This is a genomic window from Cognatishimia sp. F0-27 (assembly GCF_020667845.1).
Classification (GTDB): domain Bacteria; phylum Pseudomonadota; class Alphaproteobacteria; order Rhodobacterales; family Rhodobacteraceae; genus JAFMPQ01.
The window spans coordinates 1-14,989 of record NZ_JAFMPQ010000048.1 but is presented as its reverse complement, the minus strand read 5'-3'; the positions used below and the strand labels follow the sequence as shown (position 1 = coordinate 14,989).

Here is a 14,989-nt window from a genome sequence, read left to right as displayed (position 1 = left end):
GTGCACGTTGTGCCTCGCCTGCGGCCTGCGCATTCCACGGCGAGACGCGTCCCCCTCCCCCGTCTTCTTTGGGCTCTTCAATATCCCGGGGGAGTCTTTGGCGTGCCAAAGACGGGGGCAGCGCCCCCATCCAATGCCAAAAAGAAAAAGCCGCCCCGTGGGGCGGCTTTTGCATGTGTCTGACCGGTTTTTCGGTCACGCGTCGTCAAGCGCGTCCACAGCAGCCTGAAGGTCTTCCTTGGAGACCTCCTTCTCCGTGACGGTCGCCTGTTCGGCGATATGGTCAATGACCTTGTCCTCGAAAATCGGCGCGCGCATCTGCTGCTGCATCTGCGGGTTCTGACGCACAAAATCGAAGAACTGGCGCTCCTGACCCGGATACTGACGCGCCTGACCCATGATCGCCTGGGTCATCTCCGCCTCGGTGACCTCCACCTCGGCCTTCTGTCCAAGCTCGGCAAGCAGCAATCCGAGACGCACGCGCCGCTCCGCCAGCGTCTTGTGCTCGTCTGTTGCTTCGATCTCCGGATGATCATGCCCTTCCACATCCGGGTTTTCCTCGTGCCAAAGCTGATGGGCGATCTGCTTGGCTTCCGCATCCACCAGGGTCGGCGGCAGATCAAAGCTCACCATCTCGTCAAGCTTGTCGAGCATCGCGCGCTTCATCACGGCGCGGGCTGCTCCGGCATATTCCGCTTCAAGCCGCTCACGCAGCTGTCCCTTCAGTGCTTCAAGATCCTCGGCGCCGAATTTCTTGGCCATCTCGTCGTCGATCTCGGCCGCCTTGGGCTCCTTGACCGCTTTCACCGTGACGTCAAACACGGCCGCTTTGCCGGCAAGGTTCTCCGCGCCGTATTCTTCCGGGAAAGTCACCTCCACGGCCTTTTCCTCGTCGACCTTCACACCGACAAGCTGATCCTCGAACCCCGGGATGAAGCTGTTGGAACCCAGCACAAGCGGATAATCCTCGGCGGAGCCACCTTCGAACGCCTCGCCATCGACCTTGCCGACAAAATCGATCACGACCTGGTCGCCCTCCTTGGCCTTGGACCCCTTGCGGCGATCCTTGAAATCCTGCGCGGTTTCCGCAAGCTGCGCGAGGGCCTCGTTAACCGCTTCATCCTCGGCTTTCACGACCAGGCGCTCGATGGTGATCGAGGCAAGGTCGATCTCCGGCACATCCGGCAGCGCCTCGTAGGACATGCTGACCTCGATATCGTCGCCTTCCTTCCAGTCTTCATTGGTCATCTTGACCTCGGGCTGGAGCGCCGGGCGGTCGCCGGTCTTCTCGAAATGCGCGTTCATGGCACCGTCGATGGCCTCTTGCATCGACTCGCCAAGCAGGCGCTGGCCGAACTGCTTCTTGAGCAGCGGCATCGGCACCTTGCCTTTGCGGAAGCCCTTCATCTCGATCTCGGGGCGCGCTTCTTCGAGCTTTGCATTGACCTTTTCGTCAAGCTCGGCGGCGGTGACCGTGATGTTGTACCCGCGCTTGAGCCCGTCGTTGAGCGTCTCGGTGACCTGCATTCTGGTTCCTCGTCATCTGGGGCGCGTTTCCCTGGCGCCGGCGTCAAAGATTTCGGCGTCTTCTATGCGCCCCGGCCCTTGCGCGCAAGGGCATGAATGCCCTGCCGCACCGGTCCGGCGGGCACAGAAAAAGCGGCGCCGCGCAGAACCGGTGGTCGGGCACGCAATTCCAGTGACATCGACGCCATCCGGGATGGCCGCGTCAGTGCGGAACCGAGACAGGTCAGCAGTGTCGATCTGCCGGAGCGCCGGGTCTCGGTTTCGCTTTTCGTCGCACGCGCCCCAACCCGCGCGCACTGCCCGGCAAGCCGCGGGTCTGTTCAGCGTCAAGCCGGATGCGCCCCATGCGCACCCAACCGCGTGCGATGCTGCATCTTCCGTGCGGCCGCAATCGCGACCCCGAGTACTCGTGGATTTTCGCGCTCAAACCGTCGACCATAATGATGCGCAGAATGACAGGATTTCTGGTTTCGAACACGCCACCAAACCTGTGGCTGAAGATCGGGAAGCATCAACGGGCCGCGGCCATGGTCCCGATCCGTTTGCCGCCACTCGCCACGCGTCTGGTAAAGCGTTGTGCCGCCGTCAACCGCCTTTCCTGTCGCTGAAAACGCCTTGCCACTGCGTCGACCCGCCCTTTCGGCCCAACTCGCACCCAACGCGCCTGACGACCGCACCGTGCAACAGGGGCCCTGAAAACAGGGCCCCATGCTTTGTCAATTGCATCCGTAAGGGTTGTACCCTTCCGGGCAGGGGTTGTCCGGCGTGGCCCCTGCGGCACGGGTCAGATAGTGCACAATGTTCCGCGACGGTTCGAGCAGATAAGGGCCCGACCAATAGTCGACACGCTGAAGCGTGAAGCTGGTGCTGACGGTGCCGCTCGCATCACGGAACAAAAGCTGGGTGCCGTGAATCTCCCAGAAGCTTTCATTCGGGTGGCAGGCCTCCAGGACAAGCCCGTAGGTGCCACGGCGGTTTGTCAGATTTATTCTGCAAAGTTCGCCTTCGTTTTCGCGCCCGAAGGACCAGACCCCAAGAAAAGCCTCAAGGTCGTCATCGCTCAGGGTCCCGCAATCCACCCGGCCCGCTATGATATCGGGCGCGTAATGGTTGGGATCGTTGAAATGCATCCTGCAAGCCTCGATCCAGGCCTCCGCCGCATTGCGGTATGTTCCGATCCGGCTCCAATCGGCCTGGCTCCATCCCGACAGCGCCACCCCGATCATGCACGGTCGGGTGCTGCAATTGCGAAAGATTGACCAGCCTGCCACCCAAACCGGATCCCGCCGGTTCGGGTCGGGAGACAGGGCGTTGCAATCAATACGACCCTCCGCGATGTCCGGGGAAAAGTTGGTGCTGCCGCTGAAGTGCATTTCGCACGCTGCCGCCCAAGCTTCCTGTGGGCCAGCATATGTGGCCACAGCGTCCCATCCCGGTACGGTATAGCTGGGCAGCGCCACACCTATCGTGCATGGATCGGTGCTGCAGTTACGGAAAATGGACCAATTCTCAGCGCGTGCCGCGCTGGACATCCACGACGTGGCGATCAACGCCGCAATCCATAGAAGACCCCTCATATCCCCCTCCTCGTTTTCTGGCGGTCCCAGTTTAACAATTCGGGCAATCGGGTGCGTTGACGCGAATCAAGCGAAGCCAGGAGAAATGCCGCGTTTCGCATATGACGATCGATTTGCTTGACCCGCGTGTCTCTTGCGCCATCGAAACATCCTTGCAAGGCATCGGCCGCAGACAGGGGAATTCCTGCATCTGCCCTCACCGTCAGCACGCGGCACCCTGCCCGTTCAGCGTGGCGCAGCCCCGTCGCTTGCGCCGGGTCGGTTGCCTTGCCAAACCGCCGACCCGCGATCGAGACGCCGGTGCCGCGTCAAGGCCGCGCGGGTTCCGGTTTTCGATCACAGGTGGGCGTTTGATCCCGCGCGCCAAGAGTTCGCCGTCTTGTGTAGGCCCAGAGCCAAGCGACGCTTTGCCGGACAACACGCCTCGACACCGCGACGAGCAGGACGGACCATCCGCGGAGCGACTGCTTGAAGGCGCGCGCTCCGCTCAGGTCGCAATGCGAAAACCGCGCGCCCTTTCAAGGAATTGACCATCACGAAAAACCCGTCCTAATGGGCGCATGACCGACACGCGTTCCACCACAAGCCCCTTGTGGCTCCTGATCGGGCTTCAGGCCGCGATTTCCGCCGGGGGGCTGGTCGTCGAGATCGTCGCGGGGCGGATGATTGCGCCCTATGTAGGCATGAGCCTGTACACGTGGACCGCGATCATCGCGGTGGTGCTGACCGGGTTCAGCGTCGGGCATTGGTGGGGTGGCCGGCTGGCGGCACGAGACAGCGCGCAGGCGCTGCAGACGACCGGCTGGATCATGGCGATGGCCGCCCTTGTCACGGCCCTTGCCTCGCTCGTGCTGCGCTGGGTGGCGACACCGGTGCTGTTAAGTGTCTCGGACCCCTTGCTGGCGATCTGGGTGCTGACCACGCTGGCATTCTTCCTGCCATCGCTCTTCGCGGGCGTGCCCTCGCCGGTGCTGGCCGTGGTCGCCATGCGTGGCTCCGCGCAGTCAGAGCGCGTGCTGGGTGCCATGTTTGCCGCCGGGGCGGTCGGGGCGATCCTCGGCACCCTGCTGGCGGGGTTTGTCTTCATCTCGTGGGTCGGCTCGGTCGGCACGCTGCTGATCATGGCGTTGGTCTATGCGGTCAGCGCGGCCTTGTGCTTCTTCCTGAGCGGCCTTGCGGGCAAGGCAAGGTGGGCCGCCGCCGCCGCGCTGGTCCTGCCAATCGCGGCGGGCGGATGGGCGCTGAGCGGTCCAAGGGTCTGCGACACGGAAAGCAGCTATTACTGCATCCGAACCATTGCGCTTGCGGACGCGCCGCACCCCGTCAACCTCATGGTGCTCGACCATCTCGCCCACGGCATCAGCGCCGAAGCCACGCCGCGGATCATGCATACAGACCATACCGCGATGCTCGACGCCCTGCCCCGGATGCGCATGGGACGGGATGATTTCTCGTCCTTTCATATCGGTGGCGGGTCGTATTCCGTCCCACGCGCCTGGGCCGATCGCGGAGCGTCGGACATCGTCGTGAGCGAGGTTGACCCCGACGTGACCGCCGCCGCTGTGCGGGATTTCTGGTTTGACCCGACCAGCGCCGCGGTGCTGCACCGCGATGCCCGCGCTGTCTTGCGCGAGAGCACACGCGCATTCGACGTGATCGTCGGCGATGCCTTTACCGATATCGCCGTTCCCGCACATCTGGTCACGGTGGAGTTTTTTGCGCTGGTGGCGGCAAGGCTGGAGCCCGGCGGCCTGTTTGCCATGAACGCCATCGACCATGTGGACCGCATGGAGGCGCTGGCCGCGCTTGTCGTGACACTGCAAGAGGTCTTCCCCCATGTGGAGGTCTGGACCGAGGCGATACCGCCCCAACCCGGCGAGCGCCGCGTCTTTGTCCTGTTGGCGGGCGATGCGCAAAGCCCGGTGTCGCAGATCGAGACCCGGACGCCGGACCCAAAACGCTTTGCCGTTCTCGACCCGGCTTATATTGCACAGGTGGTCTCGCGGCTGAATGCCCGGCCCCTGACCGATGACTTTGCCCCGATTGACCGCTTGGTCGGGCTGTCGACACTATTGGAATGACAGGTCTGCCACCGCGCAGGCACACAAGCTGCGGCTGCGTGCGATCCGCGCTCGCGATATCCCACCGGTCGAGCCAGATGCCACCGCCGGGGCAACACGGCGGAAACCCCCGTCAGACTCGACACTGGCCCCTGACACCGCCCCGCCAAATCCCCGCGTTTGACGATGAGACATGTCCCGCTCATCGACGAGATGATCTGCGCGAAGACAAAAAGAAAGCCAGCCGCGCCGACGCAAACGCGGCTCTCACGATTGGTCCGTCAGACATCCGCTGCGTCGGAACACACCCGCCCGCCTCCCCTCGCGCATTGCTTTCGGCAATTCGCGATGCGCCCCCTGGGCCGCACGCGACCGGTCTCCCTCCGGACCTGACCCGAGGCCCTTGTCGCGCCCCGCCTAACCGCCTAACCGGAGAGGAGGCGGTTGCCAAATTCAACCGGGACAGGCAGGTTTCGTCTTGTCCAATGAAAGCGCCCGCCTTGGCCAAGCTCTCAATTCCCGGTCCGATCGACCCATATTTTCTGCAGTATCTGCAACAATCCGGGCCGCGCCCGCTCACCAAATGGCTCCACTACCTCACAGTGTATTCCCGTGAATTGGGGCCATTCCGCACGCGCCCGGTGACCTTTCTCGAAATCGGCGTGTTTCGCGGTGGCTCCATGCCGTTCTGGCGCGGGTATTTCCACCCCGAAAGCGTGCTGGTCTTCGTGGATATCAATCCCGACTGCGCCGATCTCGAAATCGAGGGCACGCATGTGCGTATCGGCGATCAATCAGACCCGGAATTCCTCGCGCGGCTCGTGGCCGAATTCGGTCCGTTCGACTGCATTCTGGACGACGGGAGCCATGTTTGCGCCCACCAGATCACAAGTTTCGAAAGGCTTTGGCCACATCTCACCGATGGCGGGCTCTACATGGTGGAGGACACGCATACGAGTTACTGGAAGGCGTATGGCGGCGGATATCGACAGCAAGGCAGTTTCATCGAATACGCCAAGGATCTCCTCGATGCGATGCACGCATGGTATTCCGAACAGGACACGGCCTTTCCGTTTGATCCGCGCGCGCAATCCCTCTCTTCCGTGCGGGTCTATGACAGCATCGTGGCAATCGAGAAGCGCTGGCAACCCGATCCGCCTGCACCGTTCGCGGCCTCCAACGGCGCTCTGGAGATTGACCGCACTTGGCTTGCCAAAACCAAGGCGGGCGCGCGCGACGATGACACCAGCCGGTGACCCGCTTCACGCCCGCAGAACGCACCGCGAGCGGCCTTTCAGACGATCACGATATCGTCGATCAATGACTGCGTGGCGGTGACGCCCGCAAAGGTCAGTGCATCCCCATCACCAAAATCGAGGATCACGTGATTCTCCGGGGTTCGCTGGACATAGCGGGTGATATCCCCGGCCACCGGGTTCGCCTCGTCAAAGAGATCGGCGTCGAGCGCGATACTGTCGATATTGTTCTGGAAATCGACGATACGGTCGGCCCCGTCTCCAAGGTTGAACTCGAACCGGTCCGCTCCGATCCCCCCGCGCATCGTGTCCGCGCCGACCCCGCCGTTGAGGATGTCATTGCCGGCATTGCCCTCCAGCCGATCATCGCCGGCATCGCCGCGAAGCGTATCGAACCCGTCACCCGCAAACAGGGTGTCGTTGCCCGCGCCGCCGCTGAGCGCATCAAAGCCCACGCCGCCGTTCAGCGCGTCATCGCCTTCGCCACCGAAAACGCGGTCATTGCCCGCATTGCCGTTAAGTGTATCGCGCCCCGCGCCACCATTCAGCTCGTCGAAACCATTCAGCCCATCGAGCTGGTCATCCGCCGCGCCACCATTCAGCGTGTCCGCACCGAGCCCACCATTCAGCGTGTCGTTGCCGCCATCACCGTTGACCACATCCGAGCCAAAATTCCCGAACAAAAGATCCGCACCGCCGCCCCCGTTGAGCAGGTCGAACCCGTCGAAACCGCGGATCGTATCGGCACCAATCCCGCCCTCCATCGTATCGAAGCCGATGCCGCCCTCGATGCTGTCATTGCCCTCTCCGCCGATAAGGCTGTCATTGCCGCCCCCGCCAAAGATCTGGTCGTCGCCTGCATCGCCCGACACCGTATCGTTGCCGCCCGATCCGAAAACCGTGTCATTGCCTCCCAGGGCCTCGTAAAGATCGGCACCGGTCAGCAGGTCGATCTGTTCGGCCTCCTCGGTTCCGCTCAGAATGTCGCTTTGCGGCGTCGGCCCAAGGACAGCGAAGGCAACGTTGGCCAGCTGGATCACCCCGTCGACGGCGCCATCGCGCCCGTCGATCGCATCCAGCTCGGTCGGATCGAACACATAGACCGCGCCCACGCTCTGTGGCCCGGCATCGCGCGCCCCGATCAGGATCTCATGGAAGCCGTTGCCATCGAGATCCCCGGCAACCGAAACCGACCAGCCCGCATAATCGTCTTCGGCTTCACCGCGCAGAACGTAGGAGTTTGGCAACGCGGCAACGTTTTCAAGCGCAATGATCTGATCCGTCATGCCGTCGGCCGCATCCGCCGCGGCAAAATCATCTTCATCGATGATGTAGACCGCTCCGGCTCCTTCAAGGGTGCCGTTCGCCTCGAAGCGCGCACCGATCAGGATATCGTCTTGCCCATCATCGTCGATATCATGCGCGCTTGCCACTGACGCGCCGGCGTTCGACCCGGCCGACCCCTCGAACATGTAAGAGCCCGGCAAGGTGAGCAGCGTCGAGATCTGGACGACGCCGTCTTCTGTCCCGTCAGCGGCATCCGCCGCGGCAACGCTGCCTCCGGATACAAGAAACGCGGCACCGTCAAAGGAGCTGCCGTTGTTCTGACTGGGCGCACCAATCAGGATATCCCCGACCCCATCGCCATCCACGTCTCCGGCATCGGCAACCGACCATCCAAATTGCGAGCGCGCTTGGAACCCATCGATACGATAGGAATTGTCCTGCTCCGCGATCCGGTCCCAGCGCACCAGCCCATCCACGAAGCTGTCGGCGGCATCCGCGGGCGCGAGCTCTGCTGCGTCGAGGATGTAAACCGCGCCGAAATCAGGTGCCCCGGAAACGATCTCTCCGACGCCATCACCGTCGAGGTCCCCCGTCAACACCAGATCGGTGCCGAATCTCCCGGTTCCGAAGATCCGGAACGAGCCCGGCGCATCTTCAATATTGGTCGAAACGATATCGTTATCGACCACCCCGTCTGCGGCGTCGATGGCGGCAAGGTCTGCGCCGCTGATGAAATACACCGAGCTGCGATCCGCCGAGAACAGCAGATCGAGCACGCCGTCCCCGGTCAGATCGCCAATGGTCGCGGCCGCTGTCGGCGGATCCGAGAAGTCGGGATTAAACGTGTCGCGGGTGAAGAAGCGGTAACTGTTCGGTTCATCGGCAAGACCTTCGATGAAAAGCACCCCGTCCGTGGTGCCGTCGGCCGCATCGGCGGCGGCAAGATCATCCCCGTCCACAAGCGCCCATCCGGTCGCAATGGAGTCGGTGCCGCGCCTTGGATCTCCGATCAGGAATTCGGGATTGCCGTCCCCGTCCAGATCACCCGCAGTTTCAAAGATGAAGCCCCCGATCCAGATCCCTTCCGTCGTGACCTGGTAGCTGTCCGGTTGCGCAGCCACGAGATCGAGGGCGATCACACCGTCCGTTGTCCCGTCGGCGGCATCCGCGGCGCTCAAGGCATCGCCGCTGATCAGGTAGAGTTCTGACCCCGACCCGCCCTCAAACGTATCGGACCCGACCCCTGCCACCGCAAAGTCAACCTGCCCGTCCCCGTTGACGTCTCCCGCCGGGCCAATACTGTTGCCGACACGGTCAAACGGGCTTTCGCCAACCAACTTGAATCCCATGATACATCCCCCCACAGATGAAAAAATCTACCGGCCAATGCGACCGCATCCAGTGCACGTGCAACCCACCTGTGCGGCATGATCAGCCTTGATGGCTCCGAGGACCGCAGCACATGCACAGGGCGCAAACGCAGATAATGGGGTCATGCTACGCCGGGAAACGCTTCTGACCAAAACTCAAAATTGCGGGAATCGCGGAAAACCGTTGCCCGCCAACGGATGAACGCGGGGGTTTGCTGCTGCTGGATTGCGGTCAAATGCCCCGCAGGACGTCGCTGTCATGGCCACGAGCACGCGGAGCTGGCACCGGCTTTTCCTTGGGGCCCGCCGCGACCTGTCGATGAAGGAAAACCCCCGGACACACCTGCCCTTCGTCCCCCACGCAGCATGAACCGCAGGCATTGTGCGGGCCTCCCGGAGCGGACCGCGCCCCTGAGCCAGACGCGGCGGGAGCCGTTGATCCCGGACGAGACCGATCGGACCCTTTGGCACAGAATGGTGGGACGAAGCGGCGCTGAGGCACGCAGACCTATCGACCGTCACGGAGTTTCCCGAGGGACCGTCACGCGGGGTGACAGAGAGGGCGCTCTGGCCCCTTGCAGGGCGCATGGCGGACGGGACATGCGGGTAGCGCCCTTCTCTTCGACTAGAAAGCGCGCGGTCAGCGCGGCGTGTCGATGGCGCGCGACAGGCTGCAAACCGATCGCGACCCCGTGGGAATGGGTCTCATATCCTTTGAACTGACGGCCTCACCGGCCGCTTCGCTGTCGCGTTACGGGTGGGACCGATGGTCTTCGCATGCGCAGCGCGCGCCGGCGGGGTGACGTCGAAGACACTGTCTTTACCCCGTCAATCCCGCCGTGCCGGTCTGGGCGTCGACGGGCCCGTCCTTGTCTCGGGGTCAGATGGTGCGGGTGAAGGGACTCGAACCCCCACGCCAAAGGCGCCAGAACCTAAATCTGGTGCGTCTACCAATTCCGCCACACCCGCACGGACGGCGGCGCAACCAAGGCGCGCCGTCCCGGATTCCCTAGCAAACCAGACTGCGAAGGGCCACTCCAAAAAAGCGCTCCAGCACGCCGCGGACCCGCGCCCCACCTTTGCGGCCCGTCTTCACGCGCCGTTAGGGCTATCCATGCATGATTGCGCGCAACACCGACCAACGGGATTCGATCATGCTTCACGACAAGCTGCGCCTCGCAGAAGACATAATGACAGGGCCGCGGCTCTTTCCACCACAGGAGGACAACGCCCTTACGGCCGGCACGCTTGTCATGACGCTCGATGGCCCGCTGCCGGTGGAGTATCTCGGCCCCGGGGACCTCGTGTTCACCAGCGATGGCAGCATCGCGCCCCTGCTCGAATTGCGGTGCACCATCTGCGTGACCGCTGTGGTCTGCGTCGCTCGGGGCGCGTTCGGCGCCAACCGTCCGGACCGCTCCATCACCCTCCCCGCAAGCCAGACGCTGCACCTGTCCGGACCGCCCGCGCAAAACGCGGTCGGGCGCGATACGGCGCAGCTCGCGGTAGGGCACCTGATGGACGGGCGCAGGGTTGTGGATCACGGCTGCAAACCGGTCACGCTTTACGCGCTGATCTTTGAGCGTCGGCATTTCGTACAGGCTCATGGGCTGGCGCTGGCCGCTTCTGCCGCCCCGACGGTCGCGGCCTAGAGTCGGACAGGCGGTTGAGGTCGGGCGCGGAGCGTCCTGCCCGAGCGTTGCGCGATCATCCCTCGCGCAGGATGCCGGGCAACGCCTCCGGCAGATCCTCCGCAATCAGGCCCGGGCCGACCCGGCGTCCGGCTTCGGCATGCAACCAGGTCGCCATTTCCATCATCTCACCGGTTTCAAATACGCCGCGCGCGCCAAGACCGGTGAGGATCCCGGCCAGCACGTCACCGCTCCCGGCCGTGGCGAGGTCCGGCGCGGCCTGCGCACCCGTGGCATCGCTGGTGCGGATCGCGCCGTCCGGCCCCGCGATCACGGTCACCGCGCCCTTCAGCAAGACCCAGGCGCCCACGCGCTGCGCCGCCGCCGCTACCACTTGTTGGCGCGCATCCGGTTCCGGATCGTCTCGCAAGGCCCGCGCAAGATCCGGAAAGACCCGCGCGAACTCTCCCATATGCGGCGTCAGCAGACACCGCGCGCTCAACCCGTCGCGCAGCGCGGGGTCCTGCGCCAGCGCGGTCAAGGCGTCCGCGTCGATCACCGTCACGCGCCCGCCCGCCGCCCCGTCAAGCGCCGCGGGCAAGAGCGCCGCCGCCCGTGCGACGCCGAGACCGGGACCAAGGCAGAGGCCGGTGATCCGCGCGTCCTCCAGCAACGTCCGCAGCGCATCCGCATCCTCGACCCGCGTCACCATCAGCGCGGTAATCTGACAGGCAATCTCCAGCATCGCGGAGCCCGGCGCACCAATTGTCACCAGCCCCGCACCGGCCCGCAGCGCAGCCCGCGCCGCCAGCCGGGCGGCACCGCTGCGTCCCATCCCGCCAGACAGCATCACTGCGTGGCCGTGATCGAACTTGTGCTGCTCGGGCCGTTTGCGCAGACGGTCGAGCGGCAAATTGGGACGGGTCCGCGTCATAGCCCGATATCCACGATCCGGACCGGTATGCCCCGCGAAGCCAGATGCCGGTGCACGGGTTTTTCCGCATGGAAGGTGATGACCAGATCCGGCTCCAACGGCGCATCGGCACAGCGCGCGCCCGCACCATCGTCCGTGACGTAGCCGGTTGGAATATCGACCGCCGCAATCCTCAGATCGAGATCCGCAGACCGCTGTAACACGCGATCCAGCGCGCCGCGCACAGGCGCAAGCATCCCGTCACAGCGCCGCGCCTGTCCCAGCCCCAACAAGGCGTCAATCAAAACAACGGGACCCGGCGCGCGGGTGATGGCCGCCGCCAAGGCCGCCGGGGCGTCCGCCGCCTCCAAGGAATGCAAAGCCCCGCCCCCTTCGAGCCAGCGCTTGGCATTCGCCAAAGCGTCAGCGGGCTTTTTGGCCTGCGCCACACCGGGCCTGATCAGCGCATCCCATCCATGGCCAAACACCGTCACAATCCAGCCCCGCGCCGCAAGAAGCCGGGCGATGACAAACCCGTCGCCGCCATTATTGCCGGGGCCAGCCAGAACCACCGCGCGCCCCGCACCCTGCACCAAGTCGGGCCAGTGATCGAAGAGCGCCGCAACGCATCCGTCCCCGGCACGTTCCATCAAGGTCAGCCCCGCAACCGTTCCATCCGCCATCGCGGCGCGTTCCAGTGCATACATTTCCTGAGCCGTGATGACCGTTGACATGCGCATTGCCCTCCAGATCGATTCATTTTCGCACAATAAACAGGCGCAATGCCCGTTTTTTGATCACAAACCCGATTTCACATCGATGCCCCCGCCCATCGATCCGCCTTTCGATTGAGCCTCCCGGGCAAAGATGGTCTGCACCCGGTGACGAGGGAGGGCAAGCCCATGAAAAAGATCGAGGCAATCATCAAACCGTTCAAGCTCGACGAGGTCAAAGAGGCGCTGCAAGATGCCGGCGTTCAGGGCCTCAGCGTGATCGAGGTCAAGGGGTTTGGCCGCCAGAAAGGACATACCGAGCTCTATCGCGGCGCGGAATATGTCGTTGATTTTCTGCCGAAGGTGAAAATCGAAGTGGTGCTGGACGACGACCTGGTGGACACCGCCATCGAAGCGATCGTATCGGCCGCCAAGACCGACAAGATCGGCGACGGCAAGATTTTCGTCAGCCCTGTCGAACAGGCCATCCGCATCCGCACCGGCGAGCACGGCTCGGACGCCCTCTGATCGGGCGCATCGAGCAGCCGAAGGCCATACACAACAAACCAACTGCAATACACGAAAACCTCTAAACAAGGGAATTGGGATATGAGCGCAAAAGATCTGCTCAAGATGATCAAGGATGAGGACGTCGCCTATGTCGACATCCGCTTCACCGATCCGCGCGGCAAGCTGCAGCACGTGACAGTGATGTCTGATGAGGTCGACGAGGATTTCCTCGAAGAAGGCTTCATGTTTGACGGATCCTCCATCGCGGGATGGAAGTCGATCGAAGCATCCGACATGAAACTGATGCCCGACACCGAAAGCGCCTATCTCGATCCGTTCTACGCGGAAAAGACGGTCTGCGTGCATTGCTCGATCGTGGAGCCCGACACCGGTGAAGCTTACGAGCGCGACCCGCGGTCGACCGCTCAGAAGGCCGAGGCGTATCTCAAGTCCTCCGGCATCGGCGACGTGTCCTACTGGGGTCCGGAAGCGGAATTCTTCCTGTTCGACGACGTGCGGTTCTCGAACACGATCAACAAAGTGTCCTACGAAGTCGACGCGCTCGACGGATCGTGGAACACCGACACCGAATACGAGATGGGCAACACCGGCCACCGTCCGGGCGTCAAGGGCGGCTACTTCCCGGTCAACCCGATCGACGACGGTCAGGACATCCGCTCGGAGATGCTCTCCACCATGAAGCGCCTCGGCATGAAGGTCGACAAGCACCACCACGAGGTGGCGTCCTGTCAGCACGAGCTGGGTTTGATCTTCGGCTCGCTCACCAAGCAGGCCGACGAGCTTCAGAAATACAAGTATGTCATCCACAACGTGGCACAGGCCTACGGCAAGTCGGCCACCTTCATGCCCAAGCCGATCTACGGCGACAATGGCACCGGCATGCATTGCAACATGTCGATCTGGAAGGATGGCAAGCCGCTCTTTGCCGGCGACAAATACGCCGACCTGAGCCAGGAAGCGCTGTATTTCATCGGCGGCATTCTCAAGCACGCCAAGGCGCTCAATGCCTTCACCAACCCGTCGACCAACAGCTACAAGCGCCTGATCCCGGGTTTCGAAGCGCCGGTTCTGCGCGCCTATTCCGCACGCAACCGCTCCGGCTGTGTCCGGATCCCGTGGACCGAGTCGCCGAAAGCCAAGCGCGTCGAGGCCCGCTTCCCCGATCCGTCGGCGAACCCCTACCTGTGCTTCGCGGCGCTGCTGATGGCCGGTCTCGACGGCATCACCAACAAGATCGATCCCGGCGAGGCGATGGACAAGAACCTCTACGACCTGCCGGCCGAAGAGCTCGAGGGCATCCCGACCGTCTGTGGCTCGCTGCGTGAAGCAATCGAAGAGCTTCAGGCCGACATGGACTTCCTTCTGGCCGGTGACGTGTTCACCAAGGACCAGATCGAGGGCTATATCGAGCTCAAGATGGAAGAGATCGAAACCTACGAGCACACGCCGCACCCGGTTGAGTTCGGTATGTATTACAGCTGCTGATCTCCTCCCGATCAGAGGCTTTCTGGGCGCCCTCCTCGGGGCGCCCTTTTTTGTTCAGGCTCCCAAGACGGCCCGGACACGGACACGCTAACTCTCGCGCTTTGTCAAAGAGGTTGCCCGTGCCCCTGACCCCTGGGAGGCGCGCGCGATCCTGTGGGCGGCATTGGGCGCAGCGGCCATCCCGCCCCCATATGTCCGGGCCGGGCCTTTGGCGCGCCGGCCATGCCTGCCGCCTTGTCAGAGCACGAAATCCCCCGCATCCGCCCCGCCGACGATATAGATCTGTGCGTCCGTGACGCTGTCGCCATCCACGTCCATGCTGGCAACGGTCACGTCCACCCCGCTCACCACGAAGTCAAACAGCACCAGCTCTCCCCCCGCCCCGGAATATCCCGACGTGATCGCAAATGCCTGATTGCCCGCAATCATCGTGTTGGCGTCGATCAAATAGAGATTGACCCGGTCCCCTTCGGTGGTGTCGAAATCGCGGATCTGGTCGCGCGCCGCAGCGCCCACGCCCATGTCGGCGATGCTGCGGAACACGAAATTGTCCGCTCCGTCGCCACCGTTGTAATAGTCCAGCCCGCGCCCGCCATCGATATAATCGTCGCCCGCGCCGCCGAGCATCGTGTCGACGCC

The 14,989-nt window shown here is 63.4% G+C and carries 10 protein-coding genes, 1 tRNA gene and 1 pseudogene; 5 read left to right on the top strand and 7 right to left on the bottom strand.

What is annotated here, in order from left to right; all coding sequences use genetic code 11:
- Positions 1 to 195: 195 nt before the first annotated feature.
- Both tig and J1C49_RS19355 read right to left on the bottom strand, forming a co-directional pair.
- Positions 196 to 1,527, bottom strand: coding sequence for a trigger factor (gene tig / locus J1C49_RS19360; protein WP_227447486.1), 1,332 nt, complete (start codon positions 1,525 to 1,527; stop codon positions 196 to 198).
- Positions 1,528 to 2,243: 716 nt separating this feature from the next.
- Positions 2,244 to 2,753, bottom strand: a complete 510-nt coding sequence (locus J1C49_RS19355) for an AprI/Inh family metalloprotease inhibitor (RefSeq protein WP_227447485.1) — start codon at positions 2,751 to 2,753, stop codon at positions 2,244 to 2,246.
- A 911-nt stretch (positions 2,754 to 3,664) separates the two neighbouring features.
- On the opposite strand from J1C49_RS19355, the gene J1C49_RS19350 reads away from it, so the two are divergent.
- Positions 3,665 to 5,185 (top strand): fused MFS/spermidine synthase, encoded by a 1,521-nt coding sequence (locus J1C49_RS19350; RefSeq protein ID WP_227447484.1) that lies wholly within the window; start codon positions 3,665 to 3,667, stop codon positions 5,183 to 5,185.
- Between the two features lie 479 nt (positions 5,186 to 5,664).
- A complete protein-coding gene (locus J1C49_RS19345; RefSeq protein ID WP_227447483.1) occupies positions 5,665 to 6,420 on the top strand; it encodes a class I SAM-dependent methyltransferase in 756 nt (251 codons plus the stop codon).
- A 38-nt stretch (positions 6,421 to 6,458) separates the two neighbouring features.
- Here J1C49_RS19345 and J1C49_RS19340 read toward each other — a convergent pair whose 3' ends face one another.
- Positions 6,459 to 9,056, bottom strand: coding sequence for a calcium-binding protein (locus tag J1C49_RS19340; RefSeq protein ID WP_227447482.1), 2,598 nt, complete (start codon positions 9,054 to 9,056; stop codon positions 6,459 to 6,461).
- A 906-nt stretch (positions 9,057 to 9,962) separates the two neighbouring features.
- A tRNA-Leu gene (locus J1C49_RS19335) sits at positions 9,963 to 10,046 on the bottom strand.
- 185 nt (positions 10,047 to 10,231) lie between these two features.
- Here J1C49_RS19335 and J1C49_RS19330 point away from each other — a divergent pair.
- Entirely contained in the window at positions 10,232 to 10,729 is a 498-nt protein-coding gene (locus tag J1C49_RS19330; RefSeq protein WP_227447481.1) for a Hint domain-containing protein, read from the top strand.
- A 55-nt stretch (positions 10,730 to 10,784) separates the two neighbouring features.
- Here the strand turns inward: J1C49_RS19330 and J1C49_RS21990 are convergent, their stop codons facing one another.
- Entirely contained in the window at positions 10,785 to 11,642 is an 858-nt protein-coding gene (locus J1C49_RS21990) for an NAD(P)H-hydrate dehydratase (RefSeq protein WP_370639438.1), read from the bottom strand.
- Positions 11,639 to 12,355: an NAD(P)H-hydrate epimerase gene (locus tag J1C49_RS21985; protein ID WP_370639437.1), complete on the bottom strand. Its 717-nt coding sequence runs from the start codon at positions 12,353 to 12,355 to the stop codon at positions 11,639 to 11,641. The genes J1C49_RS21990 and J1C49_RS21985 overlap by 4 nt, the downstream gene beginning before the upstream one ends.
- A 168-nt stretch (positions 12,356 to 12,523) precedes the next feature.
- Between J1C49_RS21985 and J1C49_RS19320 the strand changes: the two genes are divergently transcribed.
- Entirely contained in the window at positions 12,524 to 12,862 is a 339-nt protein-coding gene (locus J1C49_RS19320; RefSeq protein ID WP_227447480.1) for a P-II family nitrogen regulator, read from the top strand.
- Positions 12,863 to 12,943: 81 nt separating this feature from the next.
- On the top strand, positions 12,944 to 14,350 hold the full coding sequence (gene glnA / locus J1C49_RS19315; RefSeq protein ID WP_227447479.1) for a type I glutamate--ammonia ligase: 1,407 nt from the start codon (positions 12,944 to 12,946) through the stop codon (positions 14,348 to 14,350).
- Positions 14,351 to 14,587: 237 nt separating this feature from the next.
- On the opposite strand, the pseudogene J1C49_RS21855 reads toward glnA, so the two are convergent.
- Positions 14,588 to 14,989 (bottom strand): annotated as a pseudogene (locus J1C49_RS21855) (hypothetical protein); the annotation flags it as partial.

What these genes read in the sequence shown, in the direction of transcription:
- J1C49_RS19330 (WP_227447481.1), top strand. Translation starts at nt 10,232, where the DNA reads ATGCTTCACGACAAGCTGCGCCTCGCAGAAGACATAATGACAGGGCCG.
- tig (WP_227447486.1), bottom strand. Translation starts at nt 1,527, where the DNA reads ATGCAGGTCACCGAGACGCTCAACGACGGGCTCAAGCGCGGGTACAAC.
- J1C49_RS21990 (WP_370639438.1), bottom strand. Translation starts at nt 11,642, where the DNA reads ATGACGCGGACCCGTCCCAATTTGCCGCTCGACCGTCTGCGCAAACGG.
- glnA (WP_227447479.1), top strand. Translation starts at nt 12,944, where the DNA reads ATGAGCGCAAAAGATCTGCTCAAGATGATCAAGGATGAGGACGTCGCC.
- J1C49_RS19350 (WP_227447484.1), top strand. Translation starts at nt 3,665, where the DNA reads ATGACCGACACGCGTTCCACCACAAGCCCCTTGTGGCTCCTGATCGGG.
- J1C49_RS21985 (WP_370639437.1), bottom strand. Translation starts at nt 12,355, where the DNA reads ATGTCAACGGTCATCACGGCTCAGGAAATGTATGCACTGGAACGCGCC.
- J1C49_RS19340 (WP_227447482.1), bottom strand. Translation starts at nt 9,056, where the DNA reads ATGGGATTCAAGTTGGTTGGCGAAAGCCCGTTTGACCGTGTCGGCAAC.
- J1C49_RS19355 (WP_227447485.1), bottom strand. Translation starts at nt 2,753, where the DNA reads ATGATCGGGGTGGCGCTGTCGGGATGGAGCCAGGCCGATTGGAGCCGG.
- J1C49_RS19320 (WP_227447480.1), top strand. Translation starts at nt 12,524, where the DNA reads ATGAAAAAGATCGAGGCAATCATCAAACCGTTCAAGCTCGACGAGGTC.